This is a genomic window from Dietzia sp. WMMA184 (assembly GCF_002441635.1).
Lineage (GTDB): Bacteria > Actinomycetota > Actinomycetes > Mycobacteriales > Mycobacteriaceae > Dietzia > Dietzia kunjamensis.
In genome coordinates this window covers 863,088-884,500 of sequence record NZ_NXEI01000001.1, presented here as the reverse complement: position 1 = coordinate 884,500, position 21,413 = coordinate 863,088, and the positions used below count along the sequence as shown (strand labels likewise).

General features: G+C 70.4%; 16 protein-coding genes. 10 read left to right on the top strand and 6 right to left on the bottom strand.

The genetic code is table 11. The annotated features are described in order from the left end of the window. Positions 1–7 precede the first annotated feature (7 nt). Together dnaE and ilvA are read left to right on the top strand one after the other, a co-directional pair. On the top strand, positions 8–3,556 hold the full coding sequence (gene dnaE / locus CK206_RS04090) for a DNA polymerase III subunit alpha (RefSeq protein ID WP_096905632.1): 3,549 nt from the start codon (positions 8–10) through the stop codon (positions 3,554–3,556). A 43-nt stretch (positions 3,557–3,599) separates the two neighbouring features. Further along, on the top strand, positions 3,600–4,874 hold the full coding sequence (gene ilvA / locus CK206_RS04085; protein ID WP_096905631.1) for a threonine ammonia-lyase IlvA: 1,275 nt from the start codon (positions 3,600–3,602) through the stop codon (positions 4,872–4,874). Between the two features lie 40 nt (positions 4,875–4,914). On the opposite strand, the gene treZ is transcribed toward ilvA, so the two are convergent. Further along, positions 4,915–6,744: a malto-oligosyltrehalose trehalohydrolase gene (treZ, locus tag CK206_RS04080; RefSeq protein WP_096905630.1), complete on the bottom strand. Its 1,830-nt coding sequence runs from the start codon at positions 6,742–6,744 to the stop codon at positions 4,915–4,917. Positions 6,745–6,842: 98 nt separating this feature from the next. Here treZ and CK206_RS04075 point away from each other — a divergent pair, with 98 nt between their 5' ends. After that, positions 6,843–7,520, top strand: coding sequence for a YigZ family protein (locus tag CK206_RS04075; RefSeq protein WP_096905629.1), 678 nt, complete (start codon positions 6,843–6,845; stop codon positions 7,518–7,520). 4 nt (positions 7,521–7,524) lie between these two features. Next, complete coding sequence (locus CK206_RS04070) at positions 7,525–7,764, top strand: hypothetical protein (RefSeq protein WP_096905628.1); 240 nt, start codon at positions 7,525–7,527, stop codon at positions 7,762–7,764. Between the two features lie 17 nt (positions 7,765–7,781). On the opposite strand, the gene CK206_RS04065 is transcribed toward CK206_RS04070, so the two are convergent. After that, the gene (locus tag CK206_RS04065) at positions 7,782–8,474 is read right to left on the bottom strand and encodes a nitroreductase (protein ID WP_096905627.1); all 693 of its coding nucleotides are present in this window, start codon (positions 8,472–8,474) and stop codon (positions 7,782–7,784) included. Between the two features lie 413 nt (positions 8,475–8,887). On the opposite strand from CK206_RS04065, the gene CK206_RS04060 reads away from it, so the two are divergent. Then, positions 8,888–9,817 (top strand): type IV toxin-antitoxin system AbiEi family antitoxin domain-containing protein, encoded by a 930-nt coding sequence (locus CK206_RS04060; RefSeq protein ID WP_227022245.1) that lies wholly within the window; start codon positions 8,888–8,890, stop codon positions 9,815–9,817. 196 nt (positions 9,818–10,013) lie between these two features. Beyond that, a complete protein-coding gene (locus CK206_RS04055; RefSeq protein ID WP_096905626.1) occupies positions 10,014–10,379 on the top strand; it encodes an RNA-binding S4 domain-containing protein in 366 nt (121 codons plus the stop codon). Positions 10,380–10,408: 29 nt separating this feature from the next. Here CK206_RS04055 and treY read toward each other — a convergent pair whose 3' ends face one another. The 3 genes from treY to CK206_RS04040 form a co-directional block, all read right to left on the bottom strand. Further along, the gene (treY, locus tag CK206_RS04050) at positions 10,409–12,859 is read right to left on the bottom strand and encodes a malto-oligosyltrehalose synthase (protein WP_096905625.1); all 2,451 of its coding nucleotides are present in this window, start codon (positions 12,857–12,859) and stop codon (positions 10,409–10,411) included. A 2-nt stretch (positions 12,860–12,861) separates the two neighbouring features. Beyond that, entirely contained in the window at positions 12,862–15,006 is a 2,145-nt protein-coding gene (gene glgX, locus CK206_RS04045; RefSeq protein WP_096905624.1) for a glycogen debranching protein GlgX, read from the bottom strand. Positions 15,007–15,122: 116 nt separating this feature from the next. Then, the gene (locus CK206_RS04040) at positions 15,123–17,234 is read right to left on the bottom strand and encodes an acyltransferase family protein (RefSeq protein ID WP_096905623.1); all 2,112 of its coding nucleotides are present in this window, start codon (positions 17,232–17,234) and stop codon (positions 15,123–15,125) included. A 190-nt stretch (positions 17,235–17,424) separates the two neighbouring features. On the opposite strand from CK206_RS04040, the gene CK206_RS04035 reads away from it, so the two are divergent. Continuing rightward, complete coding sequence (locus CK206_RS04035; protein ID WP_216824116.1) at positions 17,425–18,063, top strand: hypothetical protein; 639 nt, start codon at positions 17,425–17,427, stop codon at positions 18,061–18,063. On the opposite strand, the gene CK206_RS04030 is transcribed toward CK206_RS04035, so the two are convergent. Further along, positions 18,032–18,736: an NUDIX domain-containing protein gene (locus tag CK206_RS04030; protein WP_069389992.1), complete on the bottom strand. Its 705-nt coding sequence runs from the start codon at positions 18,734–18,736 to the stop codon at positions 18,032–18,034. The genes CK206_RS04035 and CK206_RS04030 overlap by 32 nt on opposite strands. A 72-nt stretch (positions 18,737–18,808) precedes the next feature. Here CK206_RS04030 and nadA point away from each other — a divergent pair, with 72 nt between their 5' ends. The 3 genes from nadA (at position 18,809) to CK206_RS04015 (ending at position 21,385) form a co-directional block, all read left to right on the top strand. Further along, positions 18,809–19,894, top strand: a complete 1,086-nt coding sequence (gene nadA / locus CK206_RS04025) for a quinolinate synthase NadA (protein WP_096905622.1) — start codon at positions 18,809–18,811, stop codon at positions 19,892–19,894. Next, on the top strand, positions 19,891–20,796 hold the full coding sequence (gene nadC / locus CK206_RS04020; protein ID WP_067713848.1) for a carboxylating nicotinate-nucleotide diphosphorylase: 906 nt from the start codon (positions 19,891–19,893) through the stop codon (positions 20,794–20,796). Before nadA ends, nadC begins: the two co-directional genes overlap by 4 nt. A 64-nt stretch (positions 20,797–20,860) precedes the next feature. After that, positions 20,861–21,385, top strand: a complete 525-nt coding sequence (locus CK206_RS04015; RefSeq protein WP_096905621.1) for a hypothetical protein — start codon at positions 20,861–20,863, stop codon at positions 21,383–21,385. Positions 21,386–21,413 lie beyond the last annotated feature (28 nt).

The following is a 21,413-nucleotide window of genomic DNA, read 5'->3' as shown; positions in this document are numbered from 1 at the left end:
ATGCTGCGTGGGCGGATCCCAGTTCGTGCATCTGCACAATCACACCGAGTTCTCGATGCTCGACGGGATGGCGCAGATCGACCCGCTGTTCGCGGAGGCCTCCAGGCTCGGCATGCCGGCGGTCGGGATGACCGACCACGGCAACATGTACGGCTCGTCGGACTTCTACAAGCAGGCCGTCAAGACCGGCATCAAGCCGATCATCGGGATCGAGGCGTACGTCGCTCCCGAGTCGCGGTTCAACAAGAAGCGCGTGCTGTGGGGCGAGAAGAACCAGAAGAGCGACGACGTCGCGGGCTCCGGCGCGTACACCCACATGACGATGGTCGCCGAGAACGCGACCGGCCTGCGCAACCTGTTCCGCCTGTCCTCGCTGGCCTCGTACGAGGGGCAGCTGGGCAAGTGGGCGCGGATGGACGCTGAGATCCTCGCCGAGCACTCCGAGGGGATCATCGCCACCTCCGGCTGCCCCTCCGGTGAGATCCAGACGCGGCTGCGCCTGGGCCACAGGAAGGAGGCCTACGAGGCCGCGGAGAAGTGGCAGTCCATCTTCGGCAAGGACAACTTCTTCCTCGAGTTGATGGACCACGGGATCGACATCGAGCGCAGGGTCCGCGAGGACCTCCTCACGCTCGGCAAAGACCTGGGGATGCCGCCACTGGTGACCAACGACTGCCACTACGTCACCCGCGAGCAGGCCCACTACCACGAGGCCATGCTCTGCGTGCAGACCGGAAAGACCCTCGCCGACGAGAACCGCTTCAAGTTCGACGGTGACGGCTACTTCCTCAAGTCCGCCGACGAGATGCGCGCCCAGTGGGACACCGAGGTCCCCGGCGGCTGCGACAACACCCTGTGGATCGCCGAGCGCGTCCAGCCGTACGACGACATCTGGGCGCCCAAGGACCGGATGCCCAAGTTCCCCGTCCCGGACGGCGAGACCGAGGACACCTGGCTGGCCAGGGAGGTCCAGAAGGGGCTGGAGTGGCGGTTCCCGGACGGCGTCCCGCAGGAGTACCTCGACCGCGCGGCGTTCGAACTCGAGGTCATCAAGGGCAAGGGCTACCCCGGCTACTTCCTCGTGGTCGGTGACCTCATCGAGCACGCCCGCTCCATCGGCATCAAGGTCGGACCCGGCCGAGGCTCGGCCGCCGGCGCCCTGGTCGCGTACGCGCTGAAGATCACCAACATCGACCCGATCGAGCACGGGCTGCTGTTCGAGAGGTTCCTCAACCCCGAGCGTCCGTCCGCACCGGATATCGATATCGACTTCGACGACCGCCGCCGCGGCGAGATGATCCGCTACGCCTCCGACAAATGGGGCGCCGACAAGATCGCCCAGGTCATAACGTTCGGCACCATCAAGACCAAGGCCGCCATCAAGGACGCCGCGCGCGTGAACTTCGGCCAGCCCGGGTACGCCATCGCCGACCGGATCACCAAGGCGCTGCCGCCGCCGATCATGGCCAAGGACATCCCGCTGTCCGGCATCACCGACTCCAAGCACGAGCGCTTCGGCGAAGCCGCCGAGGTCCGTCAGCTCATCGAGACGGACCCCGACGTCAAGCGGATCTACGACACGGCCCGCGGGCTCGAGGGCATGGTCCGCCAGGCCGGCGTGCACGCCTGCGCGGTGATCATGTCCTCCGAGCCGCTGCTGGACGTGATCCCCATGTGGAAGCGCGCCCAGGACGGCGCCATCATCACCGGCTGGGACTACCCGTCGTGTGAGGACATCGGCCTGCTCAAGATGGACTTCCTGGGCCTGCGCAACCTCACGGTGATCGGCGACTGCCTGGAGAACATCAAGCTCAACCGTGGCGAGGACATCGACCTCGACACCCTGAGCACCGACGACCTCCCCACCTACGAACTGCTCGCCCGCGGTGACACCCTGGGCGTGTTTCAGCTCGACTCCGGCGGCATGCGCGAGCTGCTCAAGCGGATGAAGCCCACCGGCTTCAACGACATCGTGGCCGCCCTCGCCCTGTACCGACCCGGCCCGATGGGCATGGGGACGCACTGGAACTACGCCGACCGCAAGAACGGCAAGCAGGAACTGGTGCCCATCCACCCGGAGCTCGAGGAGCCCCTCAAGGAGATCCTCGGTGAGACCCACGGTCTGATCGTGTACCAGGAGCAGATCATGGCCATCTCCCGCGAGCTCGCGGGATACACGGCCGGTGAGGCCGACGGCTTCCGTAAGGCCATGGGTAAGAAGAAGGCCGAGGTGCTGGCCGCCGAGTACGAGAAGTTCTCCGGCGGCATGTTCGAGCGCGGCTTCTCCAAGGACGCCGTCGACGCACTGTGGGGCACCATCGAGCCCTTCGCCTCGTACGCGTTCAACAAGTCGCACGCGGCTGGCTACGGTCTGGTGTCCTTCTGGACCGGCTACCTCAAGGCCAACTACCCGGCCGAGTACATGGCGGCGCTGCTCACCTCCGTCGGCGACGACAAGGACAAGGCCGCCCTGTACCTGTCCAACTGCCGACAGATGGGCATCAAGGTCTTGCCACCGTCGGTCAACGAGTCGCGGACCAATTTCCTCTCGGTGGGCACGGACATCCGCTTCGGGCTGGGCGCGGTGCGCAACGTCGGCGCCCAGGTGGTGGATTCGATCGTCGCGGCCCGCGAGGCGAAGGGCGAGTTCGGCGACTTCTCGGACTACCTGGCCAAGATCGACCAGACCGCCTGCACCAAGAAGGTCACCGAGTCGCTCGTCAAGGCCGGCGCCTTCGACTCGCTCGGCCACCCGCGCAAGGGCCTGTTCCTGGTCCACGCCGACGCGGTGGAATCGGTGATGTCCACCAAGAAGGCCGAGGCCGTGGGGCAGTTCGACCTGTTCGGCGGGGGAGATGACGCCGAGGCCGACTCGGGCTTTGGCGACGTCTTCGCCGTCCGGGTCCCCGACGAGGAATGGGACATCAAGCAGAAGCTCGCCCTGGAACGCGAGATGCTGGGGCTGTACGTGTCCGGGCACCCGCTCGACGGGCTCGAGGCCGCCCTGGAGGCCAAGACCGACACCACCATCGCCACGATCCACGAGGGCGAACTCGCGCACGGCACCGCCGTGACGATCGGCGGGATCATCTCGGGCGTCGACCGGCGGGTCAACAAGAACGGCGAGCCGTGGGCGATCGTCACCATCGAGGACTTCAACGGCAGTGTCGAGGTGCTGTTCTTCCCCAAGACGTACCGTCTCGCGGCGATGGACATCGCCGAGGACGCGGTGGTGCTGGTCAAGGCGCGCATCAACATCCGTGAGGACCGTGTCTCGGTGTTCGGCGACACCCTCGAGGTGCCCGACCTGGTCGTCGGTGGCAACGGGGCGCCGCTGGCGCTCACGCTGCCGACGCGGATGTGCACCATCGAGACCGTCACGGCGCTCAAGCAGGTCCTGGGGCGGCATCCCGGACCGTCGGACGTGCACCTGCGGTTGGTCAACGGCAGTTCGTCGACCGTCCTGCGACTTGATGACCACCTGCGGGTCGAGACCTCGTCCTCGCTGATGGGTGATCTCAAGGCGCTGCTCGGCCCCGGCTGCCTCACGGGCTGACCGGGTTGACGGTGATCGTGGGCGCGGTGGGACACTGGTGGCTGTGACCGTCACCGATTCCGCCACGACCCAGGTCGTCACCCCCGACGACATCGACGCCGCCGCCCGCCGGATCGGTGACGTGGTCCGGTGCACCGACCTCCAGGTCAGTGAGCGGCTGAGCGAGCAGACCGGCGCGCACATCCTGCTCAAGCGGGAGGACCAGCAGGACGTCCGCTCGTACAAGATCCGCGGCGCCTACAACCTCATGGCGCAGCTGAACAGCGACGAGCGCAGTGCCGGCGTCGTGACGGCCAGCGCCGGCAACCACGCCCAGGGCGTGGCCTTCGCCTGCCGGGTGCTGGGCATCAACGGGCGGATCTACGTGCCGACCAACACGCCCAAACAGAAGCGGGACCGGATCCTCGCCCACGGTCGCAATTCGGTCGAGCTCGTGGTGACGGGGACGAACTTCGACGCCGCCCAGACCGCCGCCCGAGCCGACGCCGTGCGCACCGGGGCGACCATGGTGCCGCCGTTCGACCACCCCGACACCATGGCGGGGCAGGGCACCATCGCCGCCGAGATCCTCGCCCAGCTCGACGAGACGCCCGACGCCGTGGTGGTCCCCGTCGGCGGTGGCGGGCTGGTCGGTGGGCTGGCGACCTACCTCGCCGAATACGCGCCGGACTGCAAGATCATCGCCGTCGAGCCCACCGGGGCCCCGTCCCTGACCCGGGCGCTCGAGGCGGGGGAGCCGGTCACCCTCGACACCGTCGACACCTTCGTGGACGGCGCCTCCGTCGCACGGCTGGGGGAGTTCCCGTTCGGGGTCATCTCCTCGATGACCGAGCGGATCCAGGTCCTCACCGTCGACGAGGGCGCGGTGTGCACCGAGATGCTGGAGCTGTACCAGAACGAGGGGATCATCGCGGAGCCCGCCGGGGCACTGGCGGTGACCGCGCTGGAGCAGCTCGAGATCGACGAGGGTGCCACCGTCGTCTGCCTGGTCTCCGGTGGCAACAACGACGTCTCGCGGTACAGCGAGATCATCGAACGCTCCCTGGTCCACAAGGGGCTCAAGCACTACTTCCTGGTGAAGTTCCCGCAGGAGCCGGGCCAGCTGCGCCGCTTCCTCGACGAGGTGCTGGGGCCCGAGGACGACATCACGCAGTTCGAGTACCTCAAGCGCAACAACCGCGAGTACGGCGCCGCGCTCGTAGGCATCGAGCTGGGCTCGGCCACCGGCCTGCACTCGCTGCTCGAGCGCATGGACGCCTCCCGCATCGACTGTGAGCGCCTCGAGCCGGGCACCGCGGCGTACGAGTACCTGACCTGACCTGATTTCACGCGCGGGCGGCGTCCACCGTGACGTCGTCTCAGCGCGTCCGCAGCACCGCGAAGCCGAACGCCTGGCAGAACACCGAGTCGTCGTCGGCGACCGCCCCCGAGGCGAACACCGCCTCGCCGGTCAGCGGGACCCGCGACGGCTCGGTGCCCAGGTTCACCACCAGCGCCAGCGCCCCGCGGTGGACCACGAGCCAGCGGTTGTCGTCGGCCTCCACGCCGCAGTCCACCCGGACCGAGCCCAGCCACGGGTCGCTGAGCTCCGGCTCGGACTTCCGCAGGGCGATCAGCGCCCGGTAGGTCCGCAGAATCTCGGCGTGCTCATCGGCCGCCTGCTCCGTGCGGTCGAGCACCGAGCGACGGAACGTCTCCGGATCCTGCGGGTCCGCCACCGTGTCCGGATCCCAGCCCATCGCCGCGAACTCGCGGGTCCGACCCTCACGCACAGCCTCGGCCAGCTCCGGCTCGGGATGCGAGGTGAAGAAGCAGAACGGCGTCCGCGCGCCCCACTCCTCGCCCTGGAACAGCATCGGGGTGAACGGCGAGCACAGGATGATCGCCGCTTTCGCCAGCTGCTGCTGCGGCGTGAGGTTCATCGACGGCCGGTCGCCGGCCGCGCGATTGCCCACCTGGTCGTGCGTCAGCGTGTAGGCCACGAACCGCGACCCCGGCACCCGGCCCACGTCCAGCGGCCGCCCGTGCACGCGCCCGCGGAACGTCGAGAACGTCCCCGCGTGCAGGAACGCACCCGTGAGCACCTGTCGCAGCGACTCGAGCGACCCGAAGTCCGCGTAGTAGCCCTGCCGTTCCCCCGAGACGGCGGCGTGGACGGCGTGGTGCACGTCGTCGTCCCACTGCCCGTCCAGTCCGAGGCCGCCACCCTCACGCGCGGTGACCGTCCGCGGATCGTTCTGATCCGACTCGGCGATGAGCGAGAGCGGCCGCCCGAGATGGGTGGCCAGCGACTCCACCTCCACCGTCAACTGCTCCAGCAGATGCACGGCCGAGGCGTCGTGCAACGCGTGCACCGCATCCAGCCGCAGCGCGTCCACGTGGAACTCGTCGAACCAGCGCAGCGCGTTGTCGATGATGTGGCGCCGCACCTCGCCCGAGTGCTCACCATCCAGGTTGAGCCCCGACCCCCACGGACCGTCCGCGGCCGACAGGTACGGCCCGAACTCCGGCAGGTAGTTCCCGGACGGGCCCAGGTGGTTGTAGACCACGTCCAGACACACCGCGAGCCCTCGAGCGTGGCAGGCGTCGACGAACTGCTGGAACGCGCCCGGCCCGCCGTACGGCTCGTGCACCGCGAACCACGCCACCCCGTCGTAGCCCCAGCCGTACTCGCCGTTGAACGCATTGAGCGGCATCACCTCGACCATGTCCACGCCCAGTTCGACCAGCTCATCGAGGTGCTCGATCGCGCTGGTCAGCGTCCCGCCGGCCGAGAACGTGCCCACGTGCATCTCGTAGATCACCGATCCGGCCAGCTGCCGTCCCGTCCACGCCTGGTCCGTCCAGCGGGACTCCTCGAGGCGGTGTACCCGAGACAGCCCGTGGACCCCGTTCGGCTGACGCGGCGACCGCGGGTCGGGCCGCGGCGGGCTGACCTCGTCGTCGTCGCCGGTCACCACGAACCCGTAGTCCCTGCCCTGCTCCCGGGGGATGCCGGACGTCCACCAGCCGCCCGGGGCGCGGCGCATCGGGACCGGGTCGGCGTCGGGGGAGTCCAGCACCACCCCCACCGCCCGGGCCCCGGGCGCCCAGACGGAGAACATCTCGTCGCGCGGGTCGGCGCCGGCGGGGACGGTCGTGGCGGTCGCGCTCGTGTCGGGCGGGGTCGCTTGGCTCGGTGAGGTCACACCGCCCAGCGTAGGGAAAACGCGCCGCCGCGGGGAGGGGCGAACGACACCCGCAGGCCGAACTGCGCGCATCAACGACCGACGGCGATACTGGGGCCATGACAGAGTCCCCGCCCCGCGTGCTCCGGCTCACCGCCGGACCGGACGTGACGGGGGAGTACGAGGAGAAACGCTCCAGGTTCGTGGCCGTGCTGAGACGGTGCGACGACGAGGAGGACGCCCGCGCCCTGATCGCCGAACTCCGGGCGGCGCACCCGTCGGCTCGCCACCACTGCAGTGCCTTCATCGTGGACGTTCCCGGGGCCAGCCGAATCGAGCGGTCAAGCGACGACGGTGAACCCTCCGGCACCGCCGGCACCCCCATGCTGGACGTGTTGCGGGGAAGTGGCCTCACCGGGGTGTGCGCGGTCGTGGTCCGGTGGTTCGGCGGCACCAAGCTGGGCACCGGCGGGCTGGCGCGGGCCTACTCGGCGGCGGTGTCCGAGGCGGTCGACGCCGCGTGGCGGGACGGTCGCGTGTCGGAGGTGACCCGCACCCCCGCGTGGACCGCCGAGGTCGACCATTCCGTGGCCGGTGGCCTTGAGGGGGCGCTGCGCTCCGCCGGGGCCCGGGTGATGGATGTCGACTACGGCCGGCGCGTGCGGTTGACCGTCGCCGGCGAACTGGACGTGGTCGGGCCGATCCTGGCCGCCCGCACCTCCGGCGGGGTCGAGTGGGAGACCGCAGGGGTGGCCACCACCGAGAACGCGGCAGTTCGCCGGGATATGGAATCCTGACTACATGAGCATGCAGCCCTACCAGCCGAACTCGATCGAGCAGCAGAAGCAGCAGGTCCGCAAGGATGCGCGCACCACCGCTATCGCTCTGGGCGTGACGGCCGTGTCGCTGCCGATCGCGCTGTTCGCGAGCTCGTTCTTCACCGTGGTGGCGGTCCTCGCCGCCATCGTGGCGATCTACAACGGCAACAAGGTCCGCAAGGCCATCTCCGGCAAGCCCGATCAGAAGCGCGAGCTGTACTGACGCCAGCCGAGCCCGGATCAACCGTGGCGGCGCACCACGTCGGACAGGTCGGCGCGCTCGGCCCGGAACGTGTTGGCAGGGTGGTCCGCGTCGGCGAAGCCGAATGCGATCCCACAGACGATGAGGCGGTCCTCGGGGATCTGCAGGTGCTCGCGGACCGCATCCGAGTACAAAGCGATCGCTGCCTGGGCGCATGTGGCGACGCCCAGCGACGTGGCGGCCGCCAGGAACGTCGACACGTAACCACCGCAGTCCACCGCCCCGTACGTGCCGAGGCCCGCGTCCGAGGTGATCACCGCGACGTGCGGGGCGCCGAAGAAGCGGTAGTTCTCCAGCATCTGACGCAGCCGGGCGTCCGTGTCCGACCGCTCGATGCCGAGCGCCGAGTAGAGCCCGAAGCCGCTCGCCCGGCGGCGGTCGCCATACACACCGTCATACCGCTCCGGGGCGGGAAAATCCGAGCGCATGTCGTTGGAGAGCACATGGTCGGTGAGATGCTTGCCGAACGCCGCCGTGGCCCGTCCCGTCACCAGCTCCACCTGCCAGGCCTGCGAGTTGCACCACGATGCGGTGCGCTGGGCCATGCGGAAGATCCGGTCGATCGTCTCCTCCGGGACCGGCTCGGAGGTGAATCCCCGGCAGCTGTAGCGGTCGTCGAGGAGTTGCTCCAGCGTGGCGGCGGCGTCGATCGTGGCGGCGGCGTCGGTCATGGGTCCTCCAGGTGGGCGGCGGGGCGCGAGGCGCGATGTGATCCCAGTCTCGCACGGGCCCCGGGCGGGCTTGGCAGGGGCTGTAACCGCCAGCGCTGCCACCGCCGCCCCGCCAGCCCCACCGGCACCCGCACCCGCACCTCCCCGCCGCCGCCGAGCACAACCAGAGCCAGGGACCAGGGGACCATCGACTGACCTGTGTGATTCTGCCGGACCCGAGGGATCCCGCAGGTGAGACGGAATCGGACAGGTCAAGATGCGTCGCCCGCGCTCTCGAAAGGCGCCGCTCGCAGGGCGGGGGTCCAACGGGAGCGGTGGTGCCCGTTATCCACAACCGCTGCCGCCTCCACAGGCGAGCAGGAATCAGGCGTCCGGACCCCGGTCCAGCGCGGTGACTCGGTGATCATCAGCGTGTGCACGAGATCAGCGAACTCCGTCAGATGGTGATGACGACCGACGAATTACTCGGCCGGGGCATCTCCAGCCAGTCGCTCAGCCGATCGGTGGCCTCCGGAGAACTGGTCAGGCTGCGCCCCGGGTTCTATGTGGAGGGCACCGCCAAGGAGCTGCCCCGGGAGTCCCGTCACCTGCTGGCGGTGTTGGCGGCGGATGCCGCCCTGGACTCGCCCGTGTTCTCCCACTCGTCTGCCGCTCTGGTGCACGGGTTGCCTGGATGGGGTCTGCCACTGCGGCGGGTCACCACCTCGGCTCCGGGTGACAAGGGCCGCAGCCGTACGTCGCGTCTGGTCACGCACCACACGGGAAGGCTCGACGACGAGGACGTCACCAGAATCGACGGGCTGCATGTGACGAACGCGCCGAGGACTCTGGTGGATGTCGCGCTGTCGACGGGAAGGGACGCTGCGGTGTCGGTCGCGGACGCCGCCGGGCACCGTGGACTTGTCACCGACCCGGATGTGGAACTCGCGTTGCAGCAGGCCTCGGGACGAATGGGGGTCAAGAGAGCTCGGGCGGCGTTGAACCTGGTCGACAGTCGGAGTGAGAGCGTGGCGGAGACGCTGAGCCGTCTGACGTTCCTCGATCACGGGCTGCCCACGCCGGAGACCCAGGCGAACATATTCGACACCCACGGCAATCGCATCGCCCGGGTGGACTTCTTGTGGCGTGAGTTCGGGGTGATCGGGGAATGCGATGGTTTCGGCAAGTACTTCGACGGTGCGGACGGGCCCGAACTCAGACGCCGACTCGCGCGCGAGAAAGACCGCGACGCCGAGTTGCTGGCCCTCGGCTATCGGGTCCTGCACTGGCGATGGGCGGATCTCGAGCAACCGCGCCTTCTCGCCGAGCGGATTCGGAGAGTCCTCTACCCGGCCGCCGCGTGAGCCGAGGACACGCGGAGTGAACCGGGGAATCACGGAACGGTCCTGCCTCGGCCAGCCGCACCCGTCTCACCCGCCCGGCCCTTCGCGACAAGCCATCCCGACTGACCTGTGTGCTTCTGCCTGACCCGTGGGGCCCCGCAGGTGAGTCGGAATCCGACAGGTCAGGTTGCGGGCACGTCGCGGTTATCCTCGGGCCATGAGTGTTCGGGTGGACGCGTGGACGTGGTCGGTGCGGTTGTTCCCGTCGCGGACCAAGGCGGCGGCCGCCTGCCGCGGTGGGCACATCAAGGTCAACGGCGAGGCGGTGCAGCCGTCGAAGCCCGTCGTTCCCGGCGACCGCGTGCAGGTCACCGGCGCACTGGGGCGGGTCCGCATCCTCGAGGTGGTGACGACCATCAACAAGCGGGTCGGTGCGCCGGTGGCCGCGACCTGCTACATCGATCGCTCGCCCCCGCCGCCGCCCAAGGAGGTCCTGGCCTCCCAGCCGCGGCGGGAGCGGGGAGCCGGGCGGCCCACCAAGCGGGAGCGCCGCGAGACCGACCGACTGCTGGGCCGCGACTGAGGCCCCCACCGGTCAGCCGCCCCCGCCGGTCAGCCGCCCTCGCGGACGATCACCACGACCGCCGACTCACTCAGCAGCTCGCCGAGATCGACGCGGCCCGAGAGCGGCGTCCCGGCCGGGCGGACCGCCCAGGTCCCCTGCGGTAGCAGCACCACGGTCCCGGTGAACTCCTCGGCGGGCAGCACCGCGGTACGCCGCCGCGCGATCATGCCGACCGCCGGCCGTCCGTCGACTGACCGGGTGAACGCCACCACGTCCGAGGCGGCGGGCCCCTGCACGGGCAGCGGCACGTACGCCCCGCCGGTCAGGGCCTCCGGATGCGCCCGCCGCAACCGCAGCAGCTCGCGCACCAGCACGAATTTGGGGTGTCCCGCACGGGCGACGGCGCCGGAGCGCAGTGGCCCGTAGTCCACGAACCGGCGGTTGTCCGGGTCGACGAGGGAGTCCTCCCACACCTCCGTGCCCTGGTAGACGTCCGGGATGCCGGGGCCGAGCAACTGCACGGCCTTGGCGACCAGCGAGTTGTCGCGGCCGGCCGGGGCGATGCGCTCGACGAACGGCCCCAGCAGCCCGCCGCCGGAGTCGATCAGCGTGTCGATCCACCGGTGCACACCGGACTCGAAGTCGGCGTCCTGATCGGTCCAGGTGGTGTGCACGGCGGCCTCACGCAGGGCCTTGTCGGCGTAGTCGTGCAGGCGCGACCGCAGGTCGTCTGTGGGCCCGCCCAGCTCGGGCCAGACGCCCACGATCACCTGGAAGAGGAAGTAGCCCGCGTCCTCGGCGGGCGGCGGGAACTCGTCGAACACGCGCGTGACGAGGTCGGCCCACTCGTCGGGGATCTGCGAGAGCACCGAGATCCGGGCGCGGACGTCCTCTCCGCGCTTGGTGTCGTGGGTGCTCAGCGCCGTCATCGCCAGCGGGGTGGAGCGGGCCCGTTCGGCCATGGCGAGGTGGAACGCCTCGACGGGCATCCCCATCCGGCCGGGCGAGCCGCCGACCTCGTTGAGCGAGACCAGGCGCGCGAGCCGGTAGAACAGCCGGTCCTCCTCGGCCTTGGCGGTGGCGGCGCCGGTGACCTGCGCGAGCCGGGTCGTGGCCTCGCCGCCGCGGGCCAGTGCTCCGGCGACGAGCCCGAGGGCGGGCGCGAGTTCGGGCCGGTCGCGGCGCAGTCCCCCCAGGATCGTGGGCAGGGTGCCGCGCAAAACGGGGTAGTCGGCCCGGTAGTACGGCGTGCGCGCGACGACGGAGATCAGCGTCTCCCGGAGGGCGGCCTCGTCGACGTCGTCGCTCGCCGGGCCGTCCAGCCCGACCGCCACCTCGCGACGAACCGCGCGCGCCAACCTCGCGAGCTCGGGAGCCAGGTCCTCCGCCACGATCTGCCGTTTGAGCTCGGCGGACTGCGCGTGCACCTGCTCCTCGTCACCGGGGTCGCCGGTGTAGCGCCGGGCGAGCTCGGACAGCCGGGCCTCGCCGGAGGCGTCGACGAGCAGCTGATCGATGAACCGCAGGGCGTCGTAGCCGGTGGTGCCGTCGACGGGCATGGCGGGTTCGAGGACCTCGGGTGGGGTCGATTCGGTACCGGGCGCGAGGATCTTCTCGACCAGCAGGACGCGGTCGTCGCCGGCGAGTGCCCGCAGCCGTCGCGCGTACCCGACCGGGTCGGACAGTCCGTCGGGGTGGTCTACGCGGATGGCGTCGACGAGGTCCTCCTCGCACCAGCGCCGCACCTCGGCGTGTGTGGCCTCGAAGACCTCGGGGTCCTCCTGGCGCAGCCCGGCGAGCCCGGTGACGGTGAAGAACCGCCGGTAGCCCAGCAGCGGCTCGCGCCAGTGGACGAGCCGGTAGTGCTGGCGGTCGTGGACCTCGCGGGCGGTGCCGTCCCCGGTGCCGGGGGCCACCGGGAACCGGTGGTCGTAGAAGTGCAGCTCGGCCTCGCCGGAGGGCGAGTCTCCGGGGGCGACGACGACGAGGTCCGCCACATCGTCCGGTGTCCCCAGGACGGGGATCGCGATCCTGCCGTCGGCCCCGTTCGCCTCCTCGGTGTCGAAGTCGAAGAACGAGAAGTGCGGCGAGTCGGGGCCCCGCCTCAGCGAGTCCCACCACCACGGGTTGGCGGCCGGCTCGTCCACACCGAGGTGGTTCGGGACGATGTCCACCACCAGGCCCAGCTCGTGGGCCCGGCACGCCGCGCGAAGGGAGCGCAGTGCGTCGATCCCGCCGAGTTCGGCCGAGACGGTGGTGGGGTCGACGACGTCGTAGCCGTGGGTGGAGCCGGGAGTGGCGGTCATGACGGGCGAGAGGTACACCGCGCCCACGCCGAGGTCGGCCAGGTAGGGCACGAGCTCCTCGGCGTCGGCCAGGGTGAAGCCTCGGCCGTCGGGGTCCGAGGCGGGGGTGCGCAGCTGGAGGCGGTAGGTGCTCGCCAGCGCGGCGCCCCGGCTCGGCCCGGCCCCGGTCCCTGTCTCGTCCTCGGCGGCCATGCTCAGCTGACCTTGCGCAGCACGATCGTGCCGCGGTCGGCCACGGTGATGGTGCCGTCCGAGCTCAACTCGTCCGCGCGCTCCTCGAGATGGTCGGCGGTGTCCAGGACGACCTCCCACTTCTCGGCGTAGTCGGCGCCGAGGAGGGAGAACTCGATGGGCTCGTGGTGGGCGTTGAACAGCATGAGGAACGAGTCGTCGACGATCCGCTGACCGCGTACGTCCGGCTCGTGGATCCCCTCGCCGTTGAGGTACACGGCCATGGACTTGCCGAACCCGGAATCCCAGTCCTTGCTGGTCATCTCCGAGCCCTCCGGGGTGAACCACCCGATGTCCTGCGGTTCCTCCTCGCCACGCAGCGGGGAGCCGAAGAACCGGCGGCGACGGAACACGGGGTGGTCCTTGCGCAGCTGGACCAGGTTCCGGGTGAACTCCAGGAGGTCCTGCTTCTCCTCGTCGAGGTCCCAGTCCATCCAGGAGATCTCGTTGTCCTGGCAGTAGACGTTGTTGTTGCCGCCCTGGGTGCGGGCGATCTCGTCGCCGTGGGCGATCATCGGCGTGCCCTGCGACAGGATCAACGTGGTGAGGAGGTTGCGCCGCTGGCGGTGGCGCAGCTGGATGATCTCGGGGTCGTCGGTGGGGCCCTCGACCCCGCAGTTCCAGGAGCGGTTGTGGCTCTCGCCGTCGTTGCCGTCCTCACCGTTGGCGTCGTTGTGCTTCTCGTTGTAGCTCACCAGGTCGTTGAGCGTGAACCCGTCGTGGGCGGTGACGAAGTTGATCGACGCGTTGGGACGACGACCGGTGTGCTCGTACAGGTCCGAGGACCCGGTCAGTCGCGAGGCGAACTCGCCCAGGGTCGCGGGCTCGCCGCGCCAGAAGTCGCGCACCGTGTCGCGGAACTGGCCGTTCCACTCGGTCCACAGCGGTGGGAAGTTGCCCACCTGGTAGCCGCCCTCGCCGACGTCCCAGGGTTCGGCGATGAGCTTGACCTGGCTGACGATGGGGTCCTGCTGAACGAGGTCGAAGAACGAGGACAGCCGGTCGACGTCGTGCAGGCCGCGGGCCAGGGCGGAGGCGAGGTCGAAGCGGAAACCGTCGACGTGCATGTCGAGGATCCAGTAGCGCAGCGAGTCCATGATGAGCTGCAGGGAGTGCGGGTGCCGGACGTTGAGCGTGTTCCCGGTGCCCGTGTAGTCCATGTAGTGCTGCTCGTCGCCCTCGACCAGCCGGTAGTAGGCCTGGTTGTCGATACCGCGGAAGCCGATGGTGGGGCCCATGTGGTTGCCCTCGGCGGTGTGGTTGTAGACCACATCGAGGATCACCTCGATATCGGCTTCGTGGAAGGCCTTGACCATGGCCTTGAACTCGCTGACCGCGTCGCCGGGCCGGTCGGAGAACGCGTACTCGTTGTGGGGCGCCAGGAACCCGAAGCTGTTGTAGCCCCAGTAGTTGCGCAGGCCCATGTCGATGAGTCGTTGGTCCTGCATGAACTGGTGCACCGGCATGAGCTCGATCGCGGTGACGCCCAGGTCGGTGAGGTAGTCGATGATCGCCGGGTGGGCCATCCCCGCGTAGGTGCCGCGCATCTCGGCGGGGATGTCCGGGTGCGTCGCGGTCATGCCCTTGACGTGCGCCTCGTAGATCACCGTGTTGTGGTACTCGTGCCCGGGGGCGCGGTCGTTGCCCCAGTCGAAGTACGGGTTGATCACGACGGTGGTCATGGTGTGCCCGAGGGAGTCGTCGGTGTTGCGCTCGTCCGGGTTGTCGAGGTCGTAACTGTGCAAACTCGGGTCCCCGTCGAAGGAGCCGTCGAAGGCCTTGCCGTACGGGTCCATGAGCAGCTTGGACGCGTCACACCGCAGCCCGTCGGAGGGTTCGTACGGACCGTGGACCCGGAACCCGTACCGCTGACCGGGCGTCACGCCGAACAGGTAGCAGTGCCAGATGTGGTAGTCGACCTCGACGAGCTCGATACGCTGTTCGCCGCCGTCGTCGTCGATCAGGCAGAGCTCCACGCGCTCGGCGACCTCTGAGAACAGGGAGAAGTTCGTGCCGGTGCCGTCGTAGGTGGCCCCGAGCGGGTAGGGGGTACCGGGCCAGGCTCGGATGAGCTCCGGGGCGGACTGCGTCTCGTCGTCTTGGGTCACCCGACCCAGGGTAGTGCCTGAGGGCCGTCCGGACGTCGCCGTGCAGGCGGAGGCGGGTCGTGGGCTCCGTCTGCCACCCACCAGCGGGTCACCACCAGCAGGTCACCGCCTGCCGTTCACCACCAGCCGGTCGCGGGCCCCAGCTGACGCGCCAGCTCCCCGGAGGCGGACCGGACCCACGAACCCGAGAGGTGGTGGGAGTCGTGGTAGACGATCACGTTGCCGACCACGGCGGGGCAGTCCTCGGGGTCGCACAGGCCGTCGGTGAGGTCGAGCAGCCGAACCGAGTCGAGGCCCGCGGCAGCGATCGCGGCGGGGTTGATGGGGGAGATGGAGCGCTCCCGCGGCATGCCGCACTCTTCCGGGGTGCCGCCGGCGCCGAGGCAGTCGCTGGCGCGGATGGGTCCGCGTCCCTGGTTGAGCCACGGGGTGTCGCGGATGGCGATGACGCCGATGCCCTGCTCGCCGAGCGCGCGCCACAGGTCGACGTATTGGCGCGGCGTGACGTCGGGGCCCACGACCCCGACCGGGCGGGTGGCCGTGGTGAACACGAAGTCGGGATCCAGTCCGACGAGGGCGGCGAGTGCCTCCGGGGTCCACTCCGCGCAGCTCTCGTACAGCGGTTCATCGCCGTCGGAGACCGAGGCGTCGAGCGTGAGGGGGCAGCCCATCTTGAGGACGGTGACCACCCGGAAGCCGTAATGCCGGCCGACCTCGTCGAGGCCGCTGATCCAGTGTTCGGCGTGCGACCCGCCCGTGAGCGCGATGGTGCGGGGGGAGGTGACGTCGCCGTACACGCACATCTCGACCTCCGTCGACTCGAAGGTCGAGATGCAGCCGTCCATGGTGCTGGCGGGGAGGTCGTTGCCGACCTGGAGCAGGGAGGGTACGTAGGGGGCGTCGTCGGGTGCGGGGACGCCCTCGAAGAACGCCCGCGCTCCGGGGTGGCCCGGGTCGGTGAGGGAGTCGACGTACGGGACGGACGAACGGGAGCCGGAGGTGGCGCTCCACCAGCCGACGGTCCCCAGGCTGGCGACGACGGCGACGACGACGACGACGCTCGCCCCCACGAATCGCTTCTGCTCACGGGCCGAACGGGCCGGGCCGCCCCGCTGCCGGTCGCGTGCCGCCGCCGCCGGGGTGGTGCGTCCCCGCGCCCGGCTGGCCATGCGGAGCGGGCGCTCGACGTACTTCTCGGTGAGGAGCGCCAGCACGAGCGAGACGACGATGATGGTCAGGCCGGAGACCAGCGTGATCTCGGCTTCGCGGTCGTGGGACAGCCACAGGATGAGCAGCGGCCAGTGCCACAGGTACAGCGAGTAGGAGATGTCGCCGAGCCGCCGGAACACCCGTCCGGACAGGAGCCAGGTGACGGGGTCCTTGGCCGGGGTGGCGCGCTGCCCGACCGGGAGGTTGCCGCCGAGGATGATGAGCAGGGCGCCGCCGATGGGGTACCAGGCGAGCGGGCCGGGGAAGTGGGCGGCGCCGTCGAAGAAGAAGCCGGTGCTCACCACCAGGAAGAGTCCGGCGACGGTGGTGAGCAGCCGCAGGGGCCATGGCAGGACGATCCCGGCCAGCAGGATGGCCACCAGGCCACCGATGAGCAGTTCCCACATGCGGGCGCCGGTGTCGTAGTAGTTCCACGCCTGGTTGTCGGCCTGTCCGAGGACGGCCCACCACACCGAGGCGGCGGTGCCCGCGGCGACGATACCCACGAGAAGCCATTTCGGAGTGCCCCTGCGGACGATCAGGCGCCAGAGGGCGGTCCCGCCCAGGATCACCGCCAGGGCGACCACATAGAACTGGCCCTGCACGGACATGGACCACAGGTGCTGCAGCGGGGAGATGGTCGCGTCGGCGGCGGCGTAGTCGGACGCGGTCAGCGCCAGTTCCCAGTTCTGGTAGTACAGCAGCGAGGCGACGGTCTGCTCGAAGATCGTCGACCATTGGGTGGGCGGCTTGATGAGCACCGTGCCCAGCACCGTGGCGGCGATCGTCACCACCAGCGCCGGGTACAGCCTGCGGACCAGCCGCTTCAGGTGGGGAAGCGGGGAGAGCGGCGTGCCGGGGTCGCCGGCGCCGCGCAGGAGCGAGCCGAGGAAGAAGAAGCCGGACAGGGTGAGGAAGACGTCCACGCCGCCGGAGACGCGGCCCATCCAGATGTGGAAGACCACCACCAGCGCGATCGCGAGGCCACGCAACCCGTCGATGTCGTGTCGGTAGGCCATCTTCCCGCGGCGCCGCCCAGCGGGCGCGGGAGGAGAGATGGTGGCCACTGGCGGGTACTTCCTGACGTGTCGTCCGGTGGGTCGGTAGGGGCCCGGCCCGGCGTCCGGGCACCGTGCCGTACACCGGCGGAGCCGGGTCCGATTACACCACAACGGGTCGGCACCACCGGCGTTGGTACAGTCCGTGCGCATGACCAGCCCGTCGTCGTCGACATCGTCGCCCCCGCCGTCGTCGACCACGGCCCCGCACCGCGGCGGTGCGGCCCGATTCGCGGCGTCGACGCTGCTCGGCGTGGTGGGCCCGTTCGTGGTCGCGCTGCTGCTGTGGATCGTCGCGGCGCCCCGGGCGGAGCTGTTGTCGGTCGGTGACGGCCGGGGACTCCGGCTACCGGACTCGGGGGTGGACGGTGGCAGTCAGCTGCTCGTGTTCATCGTCCTGTCGGGGTTCGCGACCGTGTGTGCGGTCATGGTCCTGTGGCGGCGTCACACGCACCTGCGGCGGCCGGATGGCGTCCCGGCGCTCGTGCTGCTGCCGGGTGTGGCCTGCGCGATCGCGGCTGCGGCCGCGACGCCTCTGGCAGACGTGGTCGCGGCGCCCCCGGATGACGTCCCCTACGGCGAGGTGGTCCGGCAGGCTCCGGCGGTCGGGAGTCTGTTCTTCGACCGCATGGTCTTCGGCACGTCCGGCCCGTCATGGGACTGGTTCCCGCCGGGGCTCGACTGGATGGTGTTCGGGGTGATGATCGCGGCGTTCACGGTGGCGGTGCTGGCGTACCTCGGCGACCCCGAGGCACCCGTCAGCCCACCCCCGCCGGCGGCCGCAGCGTAGCGAACTGGTCGGTGATCCGGAGGCGCCGTTCGGCGAACGTGTACAGCGCCGCCGGCCGGCCGCCCGTAGGCCCGGGGGGAGCGCTGCGTCCGCACCGCACGAGCTCACCGCGGCGCGTCAGAACGCGCTGGAGGTTGGTCGGGTCCACCGGGTGGCCGAGGGCGGCGCCGTAGAGCTGCGCGAGGTGCGACAGCGTGAACTCCACGGGCGCCAGGGCGAACCCCAGGGTGGAATACGAGAGCTTGGCGGCGAGGCGGGCGCGGGCGCGGGCGACGATCTCGGCGTGGTCGTAGACGGTGTCGGGGAGATGGTCGACCCGGAACCAGGCGGTGTCGTCGGGGATGGCGGGATCCGCATCGCTGGGCAGGACACCGAGGAAGCCGGAAGCGAACACGCGCCGGCCGGGTATGCGGGCGGGGTCCGAGAATTCCGCGACCGATTCCAGGTGGCTGAGCGAGCGTACGTCGACCTTCTCGGCGAGCTGCCGCGTGGCGGAGGCGGGCAGGTCCTCGTCGTCGCGGACCTCGCCGCCGGGTAGCGCCCACCGGCCGGCGGCCGGCCCGAGCGAGTGCTGCCACAGCATCACGTGGAGCGCCGGTGCGGTGGAGCCGGGAGTCGGCCGGACCTGGGTCACCACGACGAGCACCTCGTGACCGGTGTTACACTGCATCATGTTTTCGATTGTAAGTCGAAAACGGGGCCGGTGGCGTATCGGCCCGGAGAAACGACCCGGGAGGGGGCAGCGATGAGCACTGCCACAGGACACGGCACGACGGTCGCGCCGCGGCCGGACACCACCGTCGGGCGGCTCGACTCGCCCCTGGCCGCGAGGATCCGCCATGACGGCTCGGTGTACACGGGCGTCGAGCCCGACTCGGAGTGGGCCGCCGAGATCCGCCGCCTCGCCGCCGAGCGCGACGCGGTGATCCTCGCCCACAACTACGAGGTCCCCGCCATCCAGGACATCGCCCACCACGTGGGGGACTCCCTGGCCCTGTCGCGCATCGCCGCGGAGGCCGAGCAGTCGACCATCATCTTCTGCGGCGTCCACTTCATGGCGGAGACCGCCAAGATCCTCTCCCCGGACAAGACCGTCCTCATCCCCGACGAGGCCGCGGGCTGCTCACTGGCCGATTCCATCACCGCCGAGCAGTTGGCCGAGTGGAAGTCCGAGCACCCGGACGCCGTGGTGGTCTCCTACGTCAACACCACCGCCGCGGTGAAGGCCCTCACCGACATCTGCTGCACGAGCTCCAATGCGGTCGAGGTCGTCGAGTCGATCGACCCGGGCCGCGAGGTGCTGTTCCTTCCCGACCAGTTCCTCGGTGCGCACGTCCGGCGCAAGACGGGCCGCGAGAACGTCCTCGTGTGGGCGGGCGAGTGCCACGTCCACGCGGCGATCAACGGTGACCAGCTCACCGCCAAGTCGGAGGCCCACCCGGGTGCCGAGCTGTTCGTCCACCCCGAGTGCGGCTGCGCGACGAGCGCCCTGCACCTGGCCACCGAGGGTGCGGTCCCCGCCGATCAGGTCAAGATCCTGTCCACCGGAGGGATGGTCGACGCCGCCCGCGCCTCGGGGGCCAGCGAGGTCCTCGTGGCCACCGAGATCGGGATGATCCACCAGCTGCGCAAGGCCGCGCCCGAGATCGACTTCCTGCCGGTCAACGACCAGGCCAGCTGCCCCTACATGAAGATGATCACCCCGGCCGCGCTCCTGCGCGCCCTCGTCGAGGGTGCCGACGAGGTGCACGTCGATCCCGCTACGGCCGAGGCCGCGCGCGGGTCCGTCGAGCGGATGATCGCCATCGGCAACCCGGGGTCGGGGGAGTGAGCGGCGCTGCACCCGGGGCCGACGACGACGAGCTCTTCGATCCCGACACCCGTGCGGACGCCCTGATCGCGGTCCGTCGTGCCCTCGAGGAGGACCTGCGATACGGCCCGGATGCCACGTCGCTGGCGACGGTGCCCGCGGACGCCCGTGCCACGGCCCGCCTCGCGACCCGATCCGACGGCGTCGTGGCCGGGCTGCCACTGATCGAGATGGTCCTGGCCGAGGTGCTCGGCCGGGCCGAGCCGGGGCGGGCGGATTTCTCGGTGACGCGCCACGCCCGCGACGGAGACCGCGTCTCGGCCGGCGACGTGGTGGCCGAGATCAGCGCCCCGACTCTCGGTCTGCTCACCGCCGAGCGGACCCTGCTCAACCTCGTCTGTCACCTGTCGGGGGTGGCGACCGCGACCCGGGCGTGGGCCGACGAGCTCGCCGGCACGGACTGCGCCGTCCGCGACACCCGCAAGACCATGCCCGGCATGCGACTGCTGCAGAAGTACGCGGTGCGCTGCGGCGGCGGGGTCAACCACCGACTGGGCCTCGGCGACGCGGTGCTGGTCAAGGACAACCACGTGGTGGCCGCCGGCGGGGTGCTCCCGGCGTTGGCCGCGGTCCGCGAGCGCTTCCCCGACCTGCCCTGCGAGGTCGAGGTGGACTCCCTGGAGCAGCTCGACCAGATGTTGGACGCGGGCGTGGACCTGGTCCTGCTGGACAACTTCCCCGTCTGGCAGACCCAGATCGCGGTCCAGCGCCGCGACACGGTCGCACCGGGCACCCGCCTGGAGTCCAGCGGCGGGCTGACCCTCGACGCGGCCGCCGACTACGCCCGCTGCGGGGTGGAGTTCCTGGCCGTGGGGGGCCTGACCCACTCCGTCGCGGTGCTCGATCTGGGGCTGGACATGTGAGGTCCGCCCCACCGCCGCCTTCGGGCTCGGGCGACGGGCCGCTGTCCGCGTAAAGTCGAGGACCATGACGGGGTTCTGGGACTCAGGCGAGAAGAGCACGGCATCGGAACGACGATTGCAGCGGATGGAGGAAGCCCGCCGCCGCGTGGAGGCCGGGGAGAACACCTCGCCGCCGCCTCCGCCCGCACCCGCCAGGAGCACCCGGCCGACTCGGTCCGCCCGCACGGCCAAGGCCCCGACCGTCGATCCGCTCGCGGTGACCGGCGCGCAGTTCGCGGTGTGGCGCAGCGTCCAGCACTTCTGCAGCAGCGACTCGACGCCCGACGCCCGCGGCGCGAACCTCGACCTCTTGGTCGCCTGGTCCGACTCGATCCAGCCGTTCCGGCTCCGGCAGCGCATCGTCGCCCGCCTGGACAACGAGGGCGCCTGGCTGCCCGTCTGCTACGCCAAGGACGGCGCCCGCGAGCCCATCACGCAGGCCCAGGCGGAGCGCTACCGGGAGGCCCGGATCGGTGAGACCACCCTGTCCGGCGGGGCCCAGAAGCCGCTCAAGGACACCGACCACCCGGACGAGACGCTCACCCTGTAGTCGTCCCTTTCGCGCCCCGACCCCGCCG